Below are 16,830 nucleotides of genomic sequence, written 5' to 3'. Positions count from 1 at the left end.
AGGGCGCGCCGCCGATAGCTGTGCAGGGCGTCGCGCCGATGACGGGTTGGCTTCACCGGAAGAAAGGAGATGGCGGCTATGCGGGACACACAATCAGCAAAGGATATCGTCTTGGCCTTCTACGACGTCGCGGTGAACGAGAAGGACGTCGAGCGGACCAGGTTGTTCCTGGGCGACACCTACATCCAGCACAATCCGCACGTGGCCGACGGTCCAGAAGCGTTCTTGAGGTTCGTAAAGTTTCGGCGCGACAACCATCCAGATGCATATAACAAGGTCGAGCTCGTTGTCGCTGAAGGCGACTATGTCGTCATGCAGGTCCACTCCGTAGTGCCGGGCTTTCCTAGCCGAAAGATCGTGGAGATCTTCCGAGTGGAGGACGGCCGACCGGTCGAGCACTGGGACACCGTCCAGACCATCCCAGTGGAGCTGTTTCCCCCGATCAACGACAACGGACTGTTCTGACGGCGGATTCGGCCGCCTAGCCGCCGCTCGCCGCTGTGATCGGCTCGTGCGCGAACAGGATCAAACAGCCAGCCCGGCTGAAGCTTTGGTGTTCCAGCGGATACGGATAGTCGACGAAGTCGCCCCGCACACGATGTGCCGTGTGCCGGGCGCCGTCGGGGAACACCATCTCGTCATCGGCCTCGCCGTCGAGGAACAGGAACCGATGCGCGTGGCGCGGTGAGAACGAGCCCGGGTCGAAGTAGGACAGGCCCACGATCCGTTCGTCGAAGGTCTCATCGAAGGTGACCTCCAGCAGCAGCCGAAACCATTGGCCGGGACTGGATTCCGCCCAGATGTCCGGGCTGAACACGCTGTCCTGCGGTGCGCCCAGCCGGGCTCCGGATAGCAGCAGCGCCAGGCCTCCCCCGGCACTGCGGACGGGTAACGAGATCACCGGTCAGGCGCTTGCCGAATGCTTTGCCCCGCTGGCCGATACGGATCGCAGCATACCCGAGCCGTTATCCGCAGAGCTGCTCGAGCAGTCGGTACAGGAAGTCACGGCTGGTGTCGAGTCCGGCGATCGGGGCGCGTTCGTTGACGCCGTGCTGGCGCTCGGAATCGCTTGTCTCCATGTACAGTCCGCTGATCCCGTACATCGGGATGCCCTTGGCGCGGGCGTAGCTGCTGTCGGTGGCGCCGGTCGACATGACCGTGCTCACCGCGGAGGTGGGGAACATCTCCTTGGTCAAGGCCGTGACCGCGGTCAGGACATCGCCGTCGACCGGTGAGATGCCGCCCGCCGCTTGCACATCGGGGGTGACGGTCAGCGCGTTGTCGGCCAATGTCGCCCGCAATTGCCGCTCGATATCGGCCGGATCCTCCTGCGGCAGAATGCGGCAGTTGACCGTGGCCTGCGCCGATTGCGGCAGGGCATTCTCGGCCTCGCCGGCCTTCAGCATCGTGGCGACGCAGGTGGTCCGCAGCTGCGCGTTGTAGACCGGATCCGCCGACAGGCGGTCCAGGACATCGGGACTCGGATTCCCGGCGGCGGCCGCGCGCAGATCGTCGGCCAGCTGGCCGGTATGTTTCGCGGCCAGACCGGAGAAGTAATCGCGGGTCGCGGGGCTGACCGAGGCCGGGAAACGATAGGCGGCCAGGCGATTCAGCGCCGCGGTGAGGCTGTAGATGGCATTGTCGGGCGTCGGCACTGAACTGTGGCCACCCTTCGATTTGGCCTCGACTGTATACACGGCATAGATCTTCTCGGCCACCTGCACGGCCTGCATCGCCGGTTTCCCGTCGACGAGAATCGAATCGCCGCCCTCGTTGAGGCCGTATTCGGCGGCCATGAGATCGGGCTTGTTCGCCAGCAGCCATTGCGCGCCGTCGTTATCGCCCGCCTCCTCGTCGGCGGTCAGCGCCAGTACGATATCGCGAGTGGGCCGGAAACCCTGCCGCTTCAACAGAATCAGGTTCGCGACCCAGGCGGCGGCCATGGCCTTGTCGTCGACCGAACCGCGGGCGACATAGAAGCCGTCCTGCTCGGTGAGCTGGTAGGGATCGGTCTGCCAGCCGTCCGCGCGTTTGGCCTCCACGACATCGAGATGAGCCATGAGCAGTAACGGTTTCCGCTGCCCCGATCCGGTGAAGCGCAGGACGAGATTGCCCTTTCGTGGCACGGGTTCGAAGATCTGGATATCCGAATCCGCGAATCCCGCATCGAGCAGGCGTTTCTTCACCGCATTCGCGGCAATCGTGGTACTGCCGGTCGAATGCGAGGTGTCGGTGTTCACGAGTTCTTTGTAGATATCGTGAAACAACGTCGTATTGTCTTGTGCCGTCGCGCCCGACGCGGCGGCGGAATCCTTCTTCGACGAGCCACCCGATCCGCATGCCGTGACCGAAAGCGCCGCGACGAGCCCCACCGCGGCCAACGAAACCCACCGATCGCGCCGAATTATGGGAGACATCAACGGAAGTTAACACAATGGGCAGCACGAGCGAGCCGAAAGCGCCGGATTCCCGACAATCCGGCTATCGCGACCGGGGCTGTGCGTCAAGGCCGGATTCCGTCCAGTGAGCCCCGTCGCGCGGTCCCGGCGCGAGATAATGAGAACACGTTACCGTTGGGCCATGCCTATCCCGGGAACGGCTCCGGCGCCGTTGGACGAATACCCGATCCATCAGACTCCGCTGCCGATGGCGCGGGTGTCCGGCGGCGATCGGAACTTCTACGACCGCAGCTACTTCAACGCCCACGACCGAGACGGCGGCACCTTCCTGGTCACCGGAATGGGCGTATATCCGAATCTGGGCGTCATCGATGCCTATGTCACCGTCCGTCACGGCGACCGGCAGCGCAGCGTCCGATTCTCCGACGCGCTCGAGGATCGAAGCCTCACCCAGCGGGTCGGCGGTTATCGCGTCGAGGTCACCGAAGCGCTGCGACGGATCCGCGTGATCTGCGAACATGAGGACTTGTCCTGCGATCTCAGCTGGACCGGATCGTTCCCCGCCGTGCGCGAACAACCGCATGTGATCCTGTCCGGTACCCGCCCCACCATCCAAGCCACCCGGTTCGCACAGCTCGGAACCTGGGAGGGGACATTGCATGTCGACCGCACGGACTTCACGGTGGATCCCGCGGTCTGGCTGGGCAGTCGGGACCGGTCGTGGGGTGTCCGCTCGGTCGGCGAGCCCGAGCCGCCGGGCCGCACGGCCGGGGACCTCGAGGGTTTCTGGTGGATGTATGTGCCGCTGCGGTTCGACGATTTCGCGATCGTGGTCATCGTGCAGGAGGACCCCGACGGGTATCGCACACTCAACGACGCGGTGCGGATCTGGCCCGACGGCCGGATCGAACAGCTCGGCTGACCTCGCGTCGACATCCGATACCGTTCCGGCACACGACATGTCGAGTCCGTGCGCCTATCGCTCACCACGCCCGACGGCGAGCCGGTGGACGTCCGCATCCGGCCCGGCACCCAGGTGGCCCTGCATATCGGCTGCGGATACAGCCCCGACCCCGAATGGCTGCACGGCCGCTGGATGGGCCGCGGCTGGTCGGGTTCCACCGCCTACGACTTCACCGATCAGGCGATCACCGCCCGCGTCCCGTACGGTGTCGTCGAATACGTCGCCCACGCGTGGTGCGGTGAGGCCGAGGGCTGGGGCATGTTCGATCACGCCACGCTCGGCCGCCACGACCCCACCGGATTCGCCGACTGGACCTCGGTCGCGCCCTGAGCGCACCGCCCGGCCGGAAACTCGGATTCCGTTGCGGCCGAGGGCATAGACTCGGGTGGGTGGCTCGCGATCAGTGGGAGACACCGCAGCAGCAGGCGATCCGCCGCAAGAACCGGATTCGCCTGGCCATCGTGGGCCCGATCGCGCTGCTCGCCGTCGCGATCGCGATCATCGCTTATCTGCGCAGTCCGGAGCAGACCGGCTCCACGTCCTCGGCCGCGCACATTCCGCCGACCTTCCTCGGCGAATGGCGAGGCGTGGCCGACAACGGCCACGACACCTTCGATGTGGTCCTGACCATCCGCGGCGACAGCGACGCCGATGTCGCCAGCTCGTCGACCATCGACAAGGCCTCCGGCGTCCGCTGCGACCACACCGACCGCGTCGCGGGCGCCACCGACACCGAACTGACCCTGTCCGCGACCACGGCGACCGGCGGCCCGGGCTGCGATCCGAGCGCGCAGACAACGGTCCAGCTGCACACCGACGGATCCCTCGCCTACCGCACCGCGAGCCCGGGCGGCACCGTGACCGGCACCCTACGCAGGAGCTGATCGCCTACCGATGCGGTTGGGCGGCAGTAGAATTGGGCCTCGACACCGAAGGAGCCCGTGGTGACGAATCCATCGACCGTGGAATTGCCCAGCACCCCTCGGATGCGGGACCTGTACCTGCGGGCGTTCGCCGGATCGCTCCCGGTACCGCTGCTGACCGCCCGGTCGGCGCAGTTGCCCACGACGACCGTGCGGTTGCCCGGAGTCCGGATCGATCGCGCCAATCTGGCCGCCTTCACCACGGTGTGCGGACTGCCGCTCGCGGACACGCTCCCGCTGACCTATCCGTATGTGCTGGCCAATCCCGTCACCATGTCTCTGATGGTGTCGCGCACCTTTCCCTTCGCGCTGCCCGGCCTGGTGCACCTCGGCAATGTGATCGAACAGCGGCGCCCGATCGGTGTCGACGAAACACTCACCGTCGCCGTGCATGTCGAGAATCTGCGTGATCATCGGCGCGGCAAGGTGTTCGACGCGATCAGCGAGGTGTCGGCGGGGGCGGAGCCGGTGTGGCGGCAGACCGCGACACTGCTGAAACAACAGGGGAAAGCCCGAGGGCGGCGGTCCGCGACGGCCGAACCGCAGGCCCCGGCGGCATCGCAGGAGACGATCCGCGTGGATCAGCGGGTCATCGACGCGTACGCCGCGGCCTCCGGCGATCACAATCCGATTCACGTCTCGCGCATCGGCGCCCGGATCCTCGGCTTCCCGGGCACGATCGCGCATGGCATGTGGGAGGCCGCGGCCGTACTCCGCGCGGTGACCGGTGTGACGGGCGAATCGTCGCGCTACGAGGTGACATTCGGTAAACCGCTGCTGCTGCCGGGGACGGTCGAGTTGTTCGTGGATCATCCGGATGACGCTGGCGGCTGGCACTTTTCGCTGCGCGATGCCCGCACCGGCGCGACACATCTCACGGCGACCCTCGCTCAGATCGCATAGGATTCGGCGAACGCCTTGAACCGTTTGCTCGCCGTCTTCGACGTCGCCAATTGCAGTCCGCGCACCATCAGCTTGGGCGCGAGGAACTTCGCCTCGATCTCGAGGGCCATCGTCACCTGCGTCCCGTCCGGATCGGGCCGCAGCGTGTAGGAGCCGCGCTGGATGGTCAGATAGGTGCTCCTCAGCACGTTCCAGTTCACCCGCTCGATGCCGTCCCACCCGTATTCGATCAGCTCCCGATCCACGATCGGACCGAAGGTCGCATCCAGCGCCACCCGGATCGGGCGGCCCTGATCGTCGGTCGATTCGATGCGGACATTGCGGTGCAGCGCAGACCATTCCGGCAGCCGCCGCAGATCGGTCAGCGCCGCCATCACCACCTCGGGACCCGCGCGCACCCGGAATTCGACATCCACGCGGGTGCTACTGGCCATCGCGATCCGATCCCGCGGCCACCACCAACGCGGGAGCGCCGGACCGCTGACCGCGCTGGGCCTCGCGGGCGAGCAGCCGGTCGCGTTGCTCCTCGAATCGGGGGATCTTCACCTGCGCCATCTCCTCGAGGAAGGCGGCGAATTCGTCGCGGATCCGTTCGCCGCGGCCGGTGAAGTCGGTGCGCTCGAACACCTTCCAGTGTTTGAGCACCGGCATGACCACCTCCTCCAGATGCTGGCGCAGGTCGTAGACGCCGTGTTTGGCCATCAGCGCGCCGTTGCGGCGGAAGTCCGACATGCCCGCGCCGGGCATCTTGAAGTGGCGCATGATGTGCGACACCGCGTCGATCATCGCATCGGGCGCGAGATCGAAGGCCGCGGCGCACAGGTTGCGATAGAAGATCATGTGCAGGTTCTCGTCGGCGGCGACGCGTTGCAGCATGCGGTCGGCGATCGGATCCTCACAGACCCGGCCGGTATTGCGATGGCTGACCCGGGTGGCCAACTCCTGGAAGGTCACATACGACGCCGAATGCAGCAGGCTCCGATCCGCGCCGACATCGGTGGAGGAGAATCCGGCGGTCATATGCTCGATGCGGGCCCGTTCCAGCGCGACCGGATCCACGCCGCGGGTGACCACGAGATAGTCGCGCATGGCGATGGCGTGCCGATTCTCCTCGGCGGTCCAGCGCCCGACCCAGGTGCCCCACGCGCCGTCCCGGGAGAAGTTCTCGGCGATCTCGCGGTGATAGGAGGGCAGATTGTCCTCGGTGAGCAGATTGGTGATCATCGCGGCCTTCGCGACCTCGTTCAGCCGGGATTGTCCCGGCTCCCAATCGATTCCGCCCATCGCGGCGAAGTTGCGGCCCTCGTCCCAGGGCACGTAGTCGTGCGGATGCCATTCCTTGGCCAGGGACAGGTGGCGCTCGAGATTCTGTTCGACGGTCGGTTCCAGCTCGCGCAACAGCACGAGCTGAGTCATCCCACTGGTCATACCCTCACCCCTTGATACTTCGCAGCCACGGTTCGATGGCCTCGGCGGCGTCGGACACATGTTGTTCCAGAATCGAGAAATGGTCGGCGGCGACGTCGATCCGCTGATCGGCGACGGCCCAATGCCGCCGCGGCGCAGCGGAATCGATCGGCACCGTGGCGCGCACCGCGAGGCTGGGCGAGGTGATCGGTGACGGCTTCCACTCCTCGAACAGGCGCAGATAGTTGGCCATGGCCAGCAGGTTGTCGTCGGTGACGACGACGCCGCCGGGATCGCGGGCCAGGATGTGATGCATTGCCCAGCCGAAGGTCTCGTGACGTCCCTCGGGTTCGGGATCGAAGGTGTCGATCATGATCAGTCCGCGCGGCGGCCGCCCGAGGCGTTCGAGATGTTCGGTCATCGAATGCGCCAGCACCCCGCCGATGGAGTGACCGAGCAGCACGAACGGGGTGTCACCGCAGGCGGTGAGAAGTGTCTCGGTGATCGCCTCGATCCCCACCTGCCACGATGACGGTAGCGCCGTCGCGGTCGCGAAGCCCGGCAGCGTCAGCGCGAGCGCGCGCGGTCGCCGCGCGAATCGAGTTGCCAGAGCGACGAACTGATGCGGTCCCGAACCCGCCAGGAATGACGGCACGCAGATCAGCACGGGCGCGTCACCCTCCGACAGCAGCATGGCCGAGGCGCCGTGTGCGGCGCCGGCCGCCACGTCGAAGGTGGGCCGGAAGCGGGCCGCCGCGGCCAACATGGTTGCGGCCCCGACCAGATCGCCGGTCAGATCGGCGCGGCGCACCAGCGCGCCGAGCGTCTGGGTGCGGGCGGGCGGCGGCGCGGCGGGCCGGGATCGGTTGGTGTCCAACCAGAATCGACGCCGCTGGAACGGGTGGGTCGGCAGGTCGATCCGATGATAGGTCTGCGACGACGGATACCACGATTCCCAGTGCACGCGGGCGCCCGCGACGTAGGCCGTGGCCATGGCGGCCGCGAGATCGCCTGCGCCGCCGGGACCGAACGGTGCCAGCCCCGCGATCACCGCCGCGTCCTCGGCATCGACCAGCGCGCCGACGGGTGCCGACGATCGCGGGCCGAGTTCGATGAAGGTGCGATACCCGGCCGACACCAGCCCTCCGATCCGCTCCTGGAAACCGGTCCCGGTGGCACCCGAAACCGCCTCTCGTGCAGCCGCTTCAAGGGTAGCCGTGCCGTCGATCACCTGTGCGGCCGTTGCGCCCACACCCTCGCCGATCACCGGCGCGTCGGGAAGACTCGCCCGCCACACCGCTGCGGCGGCGACGGCGAAGGCGAACAAACCTTGGCGCGCAACATCATCGCGATCGAGCGGCGGCGCCCCGTCCGCACCGGTGACCACCGCGAGGAGGTCGGCTCCCCCGGCCGCGGTCAGCGCTCGCGCGCACGCCCGGAAACGTTCGGCGAAAATCGGTGTCGCGTCAAGCAATTCGGCCGCGCCTCGGGCCCAGCCGCGCGCGTCGGCGCGAATGAGGTACGCGACCCGATGCCCGCCCTTGACCCCCGCGCCGCGCGCGATGCCGTCGCGATACTCCGCCCGCGGCGGGACCGGCCGCTCGGCGAGGACCGCCAGCGCAGCACGCAGCTGCGCGGCGGTCGCCGCGACGATCGCGGCGCGATGTTCGAGGTGGGCGCGGGTGGTGGCCAGGCTGCGCGCGAGATCGAGGAGCCGGTCCGGTGGCAGTGCGGCGACACGGCTTTCGAGCTGGCGGGCCTGGGCGGCCAAGGCGCGCGCGGTGCGCGCGGACACCGGGAAGACCAGTGCGGTGCCGGGGGCGACGGGCGCGCGAGTCACCGGGCGCGGGGCGGGCGGCTCCTCGACGATGAGATGGGCGTTGGTGCCGCTCACCCCGAAGGCCGACACCGCCGCGCGGCGGGGCGTGTCCGGACGGGTGGGCCACGGTTGTTCGGTGGTGAGCAGGGCCAGTGAGCCCGCGCTCCAATCGACCTTGCCGCTGGGAATGTCGACATGCAGGGTGCGCGGAAGTGTGTTGTGCCGCAACGCCATGATCGTCTTGATCAGTCCGCTCGCCCCGGCCGCGCCCTGGGTGTGGCCGATATTGGATTTGATCGAGCCCAGCCACACCGGCCGCTCGGCGGGCCGGTCGCGGCCGTAGGTGGCCAGCAGCGCATTCGCCTCGATCGGATCGCCCAGGGTCGTGCCGGTGCCGTGTGCCTCGACGGCATCGATATCCTCGGATCGCAGGCCCGCATCGGCGAGGGCCGCGCGGATCACGCGTTCCTGCGCGGGCCCGTTCGGCGCGGTCAGCCCATTGCTCGCGCCATCGGAATTGATCGCCGAACCGCGCAGCAGGGCGTAAATCTCGTGGCCGTTGCGCCGTGCGTCGCTCACCCGCTCCAGGAGCATCAACCCCATCCCCTCCGACCATCCGGTGCCATCGGCGCTGTCGGCGAAGGATTTACACCGCCCGTCCGGCGCGAGCCCGCGCTGGCGGCTGAACTCCACGTACACCGTCGGGGTCGACATCACCGTGACTCCCCCGGCCACCGCGAGATCGGTCTCCCCGCGCCGCAGTGACTGCATGGCCAGATGCGTCGCCACCAGCGACGAGGAACAAGCGGTATCGATGGTCAGCGCGGGCCCGGTGAATCCGAACACGTAGGCCACCCGCCCGGAGGCGACGCTGCTCATCATGCCCATCCCCCACCGGCCCAGCAGCGTATCCGCGTGCCGGGCCGCCAACCAGGTGTAGTCCTGATACATCAGCCCCGCGTACACCCCGGTTCTGCTGCCGCGCAACGACATCGGATCGATCCCGGCGTGTTCGCACAGCTCCCAGGCGCCCTCCAGCAGTAGCCGCTGCTGCGGATCCATCGCGGGCGCCTCGCGCGGGCTGATCCCGAAGAACTGCGGATCGAAATCGGCCACGCCGGACAGGAATCCACCGTGGCGCACATAAGAGGTGCCCCTATGGGCCGGATCCGGATGGTAGAGGGCGTCCAGATCCCAGCCGCGGTCGTCGGGAAACTCACCGATGGCGTCGCGGCCGTCGGCGACCAACTCCCACAGCTGTTCCGGTGAACGCACCCCGCCGGGATACCGGCAGGCCATGCCCACCACCGCGATCGGTTCGCCGTGCCGGCCACCGGCCTTCAGCCGGGCGTTCTCCTTCATCGATGCCCGCAGCGCGCGGACCAGTTCCTCGGTGTCGACGGCCATGGCGTGCGACTCCTCCCGTCATTCGTCCGACAGCGCGAGCCGCACGAGCGCCTCGGCGTCCATGCTGTCCAGTTCGTCGGTGGGCCCTTCGGGTTCCGGCTCGACGTCTTGCGGGAACAGCCGCTCGTCCAGATAGCCCGCGATCGCCTCGGGGGTGGGATGGTCGAATACCACGGTGGTCGCGATGGTCAGGCCCGATTCGAAGGTCAGCCGGTTGCGCAGTTCCACCGCTGCCAGCGAATCGAAGCCCAGATCGGTGAAGGCCCGCTCGGGATCGACCGCCTCGGGCGACGGATAGCGCAGCACGCTCGCCACCTCTGTGCACACCAGTCGCAGCAGCTCCGAAATCCTTTCGGCGCGTGGCAGTTCGGCGAGCCGGGCGGTGAGCGCACCGGTGGCGGGTGCGGCCGAGGCTCGCGGCACGAGATCGGCCAGCACCGTCGGGACCGGGAAATGCGGTGCGCGCAGGGCGGCCGGGTCCAGGCGGATCGGGATGACCACCGGCTCGGGCGAGGTCGCGGTCGCGTCGAAGAGCCGAAGGCCCTCGTCCGGATCGAGTTCCAGGACGCCGGAGGTGACCAGTCGCGCCTTGTCGGCCGCGCTCAGCCCGCCGGTCATCGCGCTCGGCTGCGCCCACAGGCCCCACGCCATCGACACACCCGCCAGGCCGTGGCGGCGGCGCCAGGTGGCGAGGGCGTCCAGGAAGGCGTTCGCCGCAGCGTAATTCGCCTGTCCCGGCGCGCCGAGGACACCGGCGGCCGAGGAGAACAGGACGAAGGCGACGAGGTCGAGATCGGCGGTCAGCTCGTGCAGATGCCAGGCTGCGTCCACCTTCGGCCGCAGCACCTTCGCGAGCCGTTCCTCGGTGAGGTCCTCGACCATTCCGTCGTCGAGGACACCGGCCGCGTGCACGATCGCGCGCAGCCGCTGGTCGGGTCGAAGTTCCGCGATGAGTACGGCCGCCTGGTCGCGATCGGCGATATCGCAGGCCACCACCTCGACGTCGGCGCCCTGACCGGTCAGCTCCGCCAGGAGCGCGTCGACGCCGTCGGCGCGCGGGCCGCGGCGGCTGACCAGGATCAGGCTGCGAACACCCTGGGCGACAAGATGTTTCGCGACCAGTGCGCCGAGTCCGCTCGTCCCGCCGGTGATCAGCACCGAGCCGTCGAGTCCGCGCCACGGCGGCGGCTCTGCGGGCACCCGCATCGCCCGCAGTCGCGGCACCAGCACCGTCCCGGCGCGCACGGCCAGTTGCGAGATGCCCGAGCCGACCGATCGGGCGACCACGTCCGTGGACCCGTCCACATCGGCCAGGGCGAAGCGGTCCGGATGTTCGTTCTGTGCGCTGCGGACCAGACCCCATACCGCCGCGACCCGCGGATCGGGCGTCTCGTCGGCATCGACCGCGACCGCGCCATGGGTGACGAACACCAGCCGCTTCGTCGCGAACGCCTTGTGGGACAACCACTGCTGGATCAGCCCCAGTGCCCCATGGGTGATCGCCGCCGTCTCACCCGGTACGTCGGCATGGGTCCCGAACAGCTCGGCCGGATCGGCGAGCACGAGATCCGGGACCACGACCCCGGCCTCGATATCGGCCACCAGCGCGTCCAGATCCGGATATCGGCGCGCACCGTCGGCCGCGGCACCGAGCACGGCGAAGGATACGGAAGCCGCTGCGGCCGTGTCCATCTCGTTCCAGGACCAGCGGTACAGCGAGTCACCCGCCTGCGCCGCGGCGAGCTGGGTGAGCGATACCGGCCGGGCGATCACCGCGTCGACCGACACCACGACCTCACCCGATTCGTCGACCGCGGTCATCGCCACCGCATCCGGACCCGCCGCGGACAACCGCACCAGCAGCGATTTCGGTGTCCCCCGCCGGATCCGCACCCCCGACCACACGAACGGCAGCCAGGCGGTGTCATCCTCGGACTTGGCCAGGAAGGCCGCATGGAAGGCCGCGTCCAGCGTGCCCGGATGCAGCAGGAACTCCTCGGCGGGTTCGGGTTCGATGCGGGCGAACAGATCCTCGCCGTGCCGCCACACCGCGCGCAGCCGCCGGAACCGCGGCCCGTAGCCGAGACCGCGCTCGGCCAGCCGCGAATACAGCCCGGTGATATCGACAACCTCCGCAGCGGGCGGCGGTTCGGTCGAATCATGCGCAGCGGCACTCGGTTCCGCATTCAGCGTCGCGGTGGCGTGCCGACGCCAGCCGTCCCCGGCATCGCTGTGCAGGGTCAGCGATCGATGGGCCGGATCGACAGCGGTGACGCGTGCCTGTATCGCCACCGTCCGATCGGGCGGAATCAGCAGCGGCGCCTCCGAGGTCAGCTCGCCGACCACCGGGAATCCGAGCAGACCACCCAGATGCGCCGCGATCTCGACCATGACCGCGCCCGCGACGACCGTGCTGCCGAATACGGTGTGCTCGTCGAGCCACGGCTGCCGGGCCCGCGACCAGCTGCCCAGGAACAGCCATTCCGTCCCGTCGGCCAGCTCCACCGACCCGTCGAACAGCGGATGCCGAGCGGGAGCGACGCCGCGCGTGGCCGAGGCCGCGGGCTGCGGGTCGACCCAGAAGCGTTGGTGTTCGAAGGGATAGGTCGGCAACCCGATCCGCCGCCCGCCCCGCGGCAGCATCGCCGCCACCTCGATCGGCAGGCCCGCGATATGGGCGCGGCTCAGCGCGTTCAGCAGCGTGATCGCCTCGGCGCGGCGCGGCCGCAGGATCGGCACGACCAACGCGCCGCGATCGGCGTCGGCCAGGCCCTCGCGGGCCAGCACCGACAGCGCACCGCCCGGCCCGACCTCGAGGAAGGTATCGATTCCGGCGTCGGCGAGCCAGCCGATGCCCGCGCCGAAGCGCACGGTGCCGCGCATATGCCGGACCCAGTAGTCGGCGGTGCCGAAATCGTTCGATGGCGCGCCGGTCACATTGGACACCACCGGAATTCGCGGTGCGCCCGGGGTGATGGTGCGGGCGATCTCCGCGAATTCGGCGAGCATCGGCTCGATCAGTGGGGAATGGAAGCCGTGGCTGACGGTGAGCCGCTTGGTCCGTCGTCCGCGGTCCGCCCATCGTTCGGCGATCGCCGTCACCGCCTCGCCGTCACCCGAAATCACCACCGCCGCAGGGCCGTTCGCCGCCGCGAGCGCGACGCGTCCGCCCGAGCCGATCAGATCCTGGCCGATCTCGTCCTCGGTCGCCTCGATCGCGACCATCCGCCCACCGGACGGCAACGCCTGCATCAGGCGGGCGCGGGCGGTCACCAACCGGCACGCGTCGGCCAGGTCGAGCACGCCCGACACGTGGGCGGCGGTCAACTCCCCGATCGAATGTCCGATCAGATATGCCGGTCGCACCCCGAAGGATTCGACGAGCCGATACAGCGCCACCTCGACCGCGAACAGTGCCGCCTGGGTGTAGCCGGTCCGATCGAGCAGCCCCGCCTCCGCGGTACCGGCCACGATGGTCTCGATCGGCAGCTCCAGATGTGTATCGAGTTCCGCACATACCTGTCGATACGCCTGCGCGTACACCGGATAGTGCCGCGCCAATTCGGTTCCCATGCCGACGTATTGGGCGCCCTGCCCCGGGAACATGACCGCCGCCGCGGACCGTCCGTCCAAGCGGATCCGGCCCGCGACCACCGAACCGCCGACGCGTCCGGCCGCGAGAGTGGCCAGCCCGGACAGCAATTCATCGGCGTCCACGCCGATCACCGCGGCCCGATGTTCCAGAGGCGACCGGGTGGTGGCCAGGCTGTAGGCGATATCGAGCGGATGTTCGGGATGGTCGGTGAGCCGGTCGTGCAGCCGACGGGCCTGTGCCGACAAGGCATTCGGTGTGCGCGCCGACAGCGCCCAGACCAGTGGTGCGTCGCAGTCGGGTTCCGGCGGGATCGGCTCGACGGCCGGGGCCTGCTCCACGATGAGATGGGCATTGGTGCCGCTGACCCCGAAGCCCGAGACCGCCGCGCGACGCGGACGGTCGCCGGGACCCGGTGCCCACGAGCGTGATTCGGTCAGCAGCGCCACCGCTCCGGCGCGCCAGTCGGCCTTGCGGGTGGGTGTGTCCACGTGCAGCGTGCGCGGAAGGGTGGTGTGCCGCAACGCCATCACGGTCTTGATCAGACCACTGGCGCCCGCCGCCCCCTGGGTGTGGCCGATATTGGATTTGATCGAGCCCAGCCACACCGGCCGCTCGGCGGGCCGATCACGACCGTAGGTGGCCAGGATCGCATTCGCCTCGATCGGATCGCCGAGCATGGTGCCGGTGCCATGCGCCTCGACGGCATCGATATCGGCCGGACCCAGCCCGGCGTCGGCGAGCGCCGCGCGGATCACGCGTTCCTGCGCGGGTCCGTTCGGCGCGGTCAGCCCATTGCTGGCGCCGTCGGAGTTGATCGCCGAACCACGCAGCACGGCAAGGATTTCGTGGCCGTTGCGCCGCGCGTCGCCCACCCGCTCCAGCAGTACCAGCCCCATACCCTCGGAGAATCCGGTGCCGTCGGCCGCATCGGCGAACGATTTACAGCGCCCGTCCGGCGCCAGCCCGCGCTGCCTGCTGAATTCGATGAACAGGCTCGGCGTCGCGAGTACCTGCACGCCCCCGGCGATCGCCAGATCGGTCTCCCCGCGCCGCAGCGACTGCATGGCCAGATGCGTCGCCACCAGCGACGAGGAACAGGCGGTATCGATCGTGAGCGCGGGCCCGGTGAATCCGAAGGTATAGGCGATCCGGCCGGAGGCGACGCTGCTCATCATGCCCAGTCCCCACCGGCCCTCCAGCCCGGCCGACGGCGGACGGGTGAGGTAGGAGTAGTCGCTGCCGCAGACGCCGAGGAAGACCCCGGTCCTGCTGCCGCGCAACGCGATCGAGTCGATCCCGGCATGTTCGAACAGCTCCCAGGCGCCCTCCAGCAGCAGCCGCTGCTGGGGATCCATCGCCACCGCATCGTGCGGGCTGATGCCGAAGAACTGCGGATCGAAATCGGCCACATCGGGCAGGAATCCGCCCGAGCGCGCGGAACTCGTGCCCAGATGCCCGGGGTCGGGATGATAGAGATGGTCGAGATCCCAGCCGCGATCGTCCGGGAACTCACCGATGGCGTCGCGGCCCTCGGCGACCAACTCCCACAACTGTTCCGGCGAACGCACCCCGCCCGGATACCGGCAGGCCATGCCCACCACCGCGATCCGCGCGTCGGCGATCTCGACCGGAGACGACTCCTGTTGCGGCACAGGCACTTCGACCACGGGCTCCGCGACCTCGATCGCGCCGCTGGATGCGATCCGCTCGAGCAGATATCCGGCCACGGCCGACGGATTGGGCTGATCGAACAGCATCGTCAGCGGCAGATCGATGCCCGAGGCCTGTTTCAACTGCTCGGTCAGCGCCAGCCCGGCCAGCGAGTTGTAGCCGTAATCGCGGTAGGCCCGATCCGGCACGACCTCGCTCGCCGGGCACCCCAGCAGGGCGGCCGTCTCGGTGAGCACCAGATCCAGGCAGAGCCCGTACCGGTCCGCGGGCGCCGCGGCGGCGACGCGGTGGGCGAATGGCGACGAGTCGGTCATCTTCGTATCCCTCCCGAGGGGTAGCGCTGTCCCGCCGGATCAGACGAGCTGGCGGCGGATCAGCCCTGGGTGGCGATCCTGTGCGGCAAGCAGATTCGACACCGCGCCCGCGCCCAGGAATGCCAGCGGTTCGGGCGGGAACGGCTTCTCCTTACCGCGCACGAACAGCAGATTGCTGTAGGAGGTGTCGCGGTCGAGGATCAGATCGCGCAGGGCCTTGCCCGCGGTGTGGGTGAGCGCGATTCCGTTGCCGCAGTAGCCATGTGCGTAGAACCGTCCATCGCCCAGCGCGCCGATATGCGGGACGACCTCCCGGGTGATCGCCACGCAACCGCCGTAGGTGTGGGTGAACGGCACCTCCCGCCAGGCCGGGAAGTAGCGGGCCAGTACGGCACGCAGCGTCTCGGTGGCCCGCGGATTATCGATATGGCGGGGCACATCCATATCCCGGCGGAAGCGGTAGTGGGCGCGACCGCCGCCGAACAGCAACCGATTACCCGCGGTGAGACGACCGAAGACGATGAAGTTGCCCGCCTCGACGAACCCCTCCCGCTCCGGCCAATGCACCGCGCCCAGCTCCTGCTCGGTCAGCGGCCGGGTCACCGCGGCATAGCTCCACACCGGCACCACCTTGCGCCGGAACTCGGCGAACTGATGCTGATAGGCATTGGTGGCGTAGAGCAGTGTCGTCGCCGTCACCCGCCCGTGCGGTGTCCGCACCACATGCCCGACCGCAGTGGATTCCACGCTCAGCGCCCGGGTCTGCTCGTGCACCGCGATGCCCGCCGCGGTGACCGTGCGGAACAGCCCGCGCGCCAGCCGATGCGGATTGATCAGGGCCCCGCCGACTTTCACCGCGGCCTGGATCGCGGGTGAGTCGATCCGCTCCCGCGCCCGCTCGCGATCGAGCAGATCCAGACCGGACTGCGCGCCGAGCCGGGCGGCCAGGTCGAGATCGCGCTCGAGCAGCCGGATCTGATCCGGGCCGGCCGCCACCTGGTAGTAACCGGCGGATTCGAATTCCGCGTCCACCTCGTTCTTCACGCAGAAGCGGTTCAGCTCGAGCATCGACTTGCCCACCGCGGCATAGGCCAGCTTGGCCCGTTCGGCGCCGAACCGGTGCACCAGCGCGCCCAGGCTGTGCCCGATGGTCGGGGTCACGAAGCCGTCGTTATGGCCCGACGCACCCGCACCCGCGTAATCGGCCTCGAGGATGTGGATGCGCAGCCGGGGATCGGCCTTGTGCAGAAAGTGCGCGGTCCACATCGCGGTGTAGCCGCCGCCGATGATGCAGACATCGCAGGTCACCTCGCCCCGCAGCGGCGGGCCGGGGGTCACGGGTTCGGTTTCCCGCCAATAGATCTCGTGCTTCACCGCGGCGTTCGCAGCGCCGGTCCGGGCCGGTGCGATATCGGTCATCGGATGTCC

At 68.7% G+C, this 16,830-nt stretch carries 10 protein-coding genes and 1 pseudogene; 4 read left to right on the top strand and 7 right to left on the bottom strand.

Annotated elements, in window-relative coordinates:
* The first annotated feature begins 78 nt into the window (after positions 1 to 78).
* A complete protein-coding gene (locus ACIA76_RS26525; RefSeq protein ID WP_397155204.1) occupies positions 79 to 465 on the top strand; it encodes an ester cyclase in 387 nt (128 codons plus the stop codon).
* 16 nt (positions 466 to 481) lie between these two features.
* On the opposite strand, the gene ACIA76_RS26520 is transcribed toward ACIA76_RS26525, so the two are convergent.
* A complete protein-coding gene (locus ACIA76_RS26520; protein WP_397155202.1) occupies positions 482 to 901 on the bottom strand; it encodes a hypothetical protein in 420 nt (139 codons plus the stop codon).
* Between the two features lie 64 nt (positions 902 to 965).
* The gene (locus ACIA76_RS26515) at positions 966 to 2,417 is read right to left on the bottom strand and encodes a M20/M25/M40 family metallo-hydrolase (RefSeq protein WP_397155200.1); all 1,452 of its coding nucleotides are present in this window, start codon (positions 2,415 to 2,417) and stop codon (positions 966 to 968) included.
* A gap of 163 nt (positions 2,418 to 2,580) precedes the next feature.
* Between ACIA76_RS26515 and ACIA76_RS26510 the strand changes: the two are divergent.
* The 3 genes and pseudogenes from ACIA76_RS26510 (at position 2,581) to ACIA76_RS26500 (ending at position 5,189) form a co-directional block, all read left to right on the top strand.
* A pseudogene (locus tag ACIA76_RS26510) lies at positions 2,581 to 3,693 on the top strand (hypothetical protein).
* A 59-nt stretch (positions 3,694 to 3,752) separates the two neighbouring features.
* A complete protein-coding gene (locus ACIA76_RS26505; protein ID WP_397155198.1) occupies positions 3,753 to 4,247 on the top strand; it encodes a hypothetical protein in 495 nt (164 codons plus the stop codon).
* Positions 4,248 to 4,307: 60 nt separating this feature from the next.
* Positions 4,308 to 5,189 (top strand): MaoC/PaaZ C-terminal domain-containing protein, encoded by an 882-nt coding sequence (locus tag ACIA76_RS26500; RefSeq protein WP_397155196.1) that lies wholly within the window; start codon positions 4,308 to 4,310, stop codon positions 5,187 to 5,189.
* Here ACIA76_RS26500 and ACIA76_RS26495 read toward each other — a convergent pair.
* The 5 genes from ACIA76_RS26495 to ACIA76_RS26475 are packed head-to-tail and all read right to left on the bottom strand — an operon-like array spanning position 5,177 to position 16,821.
* Entirely contained in the window at positions 5,177 to 5,623 is a 447-nt protein-coding gene (locus tag ACIA76_RS26495) for an SRPBCC family protein (RefSeq protein WP_397155194.1), read from the bottom strand. The two genes, ACIA76_RS26500 and ACIA76_RS26495, sit on opposite strands and share 13 nt — an antisense overlap.
* On the bottom strand, positions 5,613 to 6,617 hold the full coding sequence (locus tag ACIA76_RS26490) for an acyl-ACP desaturase (protein WP_397155192.1): 1,005 nt from the start codon (positions 6,615 to 6,617) through the stop codon (positions 5,613 to 5,615). The genes ACIA76_RS26495 and ACIA76_RS26490 overlap by 11 nt, the downstream gene beginning before the upstream one ends.
* A gap of 4 nt (positions 6,618 to 6,621) precedes the next feature.
* Entirely contained in the window at positions 6,622 to 9,822 is a 3,201-nt protein-coding gene (locus ACIA76_RS26485) for a type I polyketide synthase (RefSeq protein WP_397155190.1), read from the bottom strand.
* An 18-nt stretch (positions 9,823 to 9,840) separates the two neighbouring features.
* Positions 9,841 to 15,402: an SDR family NAD(P)-dependent oxidoreductase gene (locus tag ACIA76_RS26480; RefSeq protein WP_397155188.1), complete on the bottom strand. Its 5,562-nt coding sequence runs from the start codon at positions 15,400 to 15,402 to the stop codon at positions 9,841 to 9,843.
* A 39-nt stretch (positions 15,403 to 15,441) separates the two neighbouring features.
* Positions 15,442 to 16,821 (bottom strand): NAD(P)/FAD-dependent oxidoreductase, encoded by a 1,380-nt coding sequence (locus tag ACIA76_RS26475; protein ID WP_397155186.1) that lies wholly within the window; start codon positions 16,819 to 16,821, stop codon positions 15,442 to 15,444.
* Between the last annotated feature and the right edge of the window lie 9 nt (positions 16,822 to 16,830).

It is taken from the genome of Nocardia sp. NPDC051570 (assembly GCF_044454005.1).
In the GTDB taxonomy this organism is placed as follows: Bacteria; Actinomycetota; Actinomycetes; order Mycobacteriales; family Mycobacteriaceae; genus Nocardia.
The sequence above is the reverse complement of the archived record's forward strand: the minus strand, read 5'-3'. Positions and strand labels throughout refer to the sequence as shown.

Coding starts and splice junctions, on each gene's coding strand:
- ACIA76_RS26525 (WP_397155204.1), top strand. CDS start 79: ATGCGGGACACACAATCAGCAAAGGATATCGTCTTGGCCTTCTACGAC.
- ACIA76_RS26515 (WP_397155200.1), bottom strand. CDS start 2,417: ATGTCTCCCATAATTCGGCGCGATCGGTGGGTTTCGTTGGCCGCGGTG.
- ACIA76_RS26495 (WP_397155194.1), bottom strand. CDS start 5,623: ATGGCCAGTAGCACCCGCGTGGATGTCGAATTCCGGGTGCGCGCGGGT.
- ACIA76_RS26490 (WP_397155192.1), bottom strand. CDS start 6,617: ATGACCAGTGGGATGACTCAGCTCGTGCTGTTGCGCGAGCTGGAACCG.
- ACIA76_RS26485 (WP_397155190.1), bottom strand. CDS start 9,822: ATGGCCGTCGACACCGAGGAACTGGTCCGCGCGCTGCGGGCATCGATG.
- ACIA76_RS26480 (WP_397155188.1), bottom strand. CDS start 15,402: ATGACCGACTCGTCGCCATTCGCCCACCGCGTCGCCGCCGCGGCGCCC.
- ACIA76_RS26475 (WP_397155186.1), bottom strand. CDS start 16,821: ATGACCGATATCGCACCGGCCCGGACCGGCGCTGCGAACGCCGCGGTG.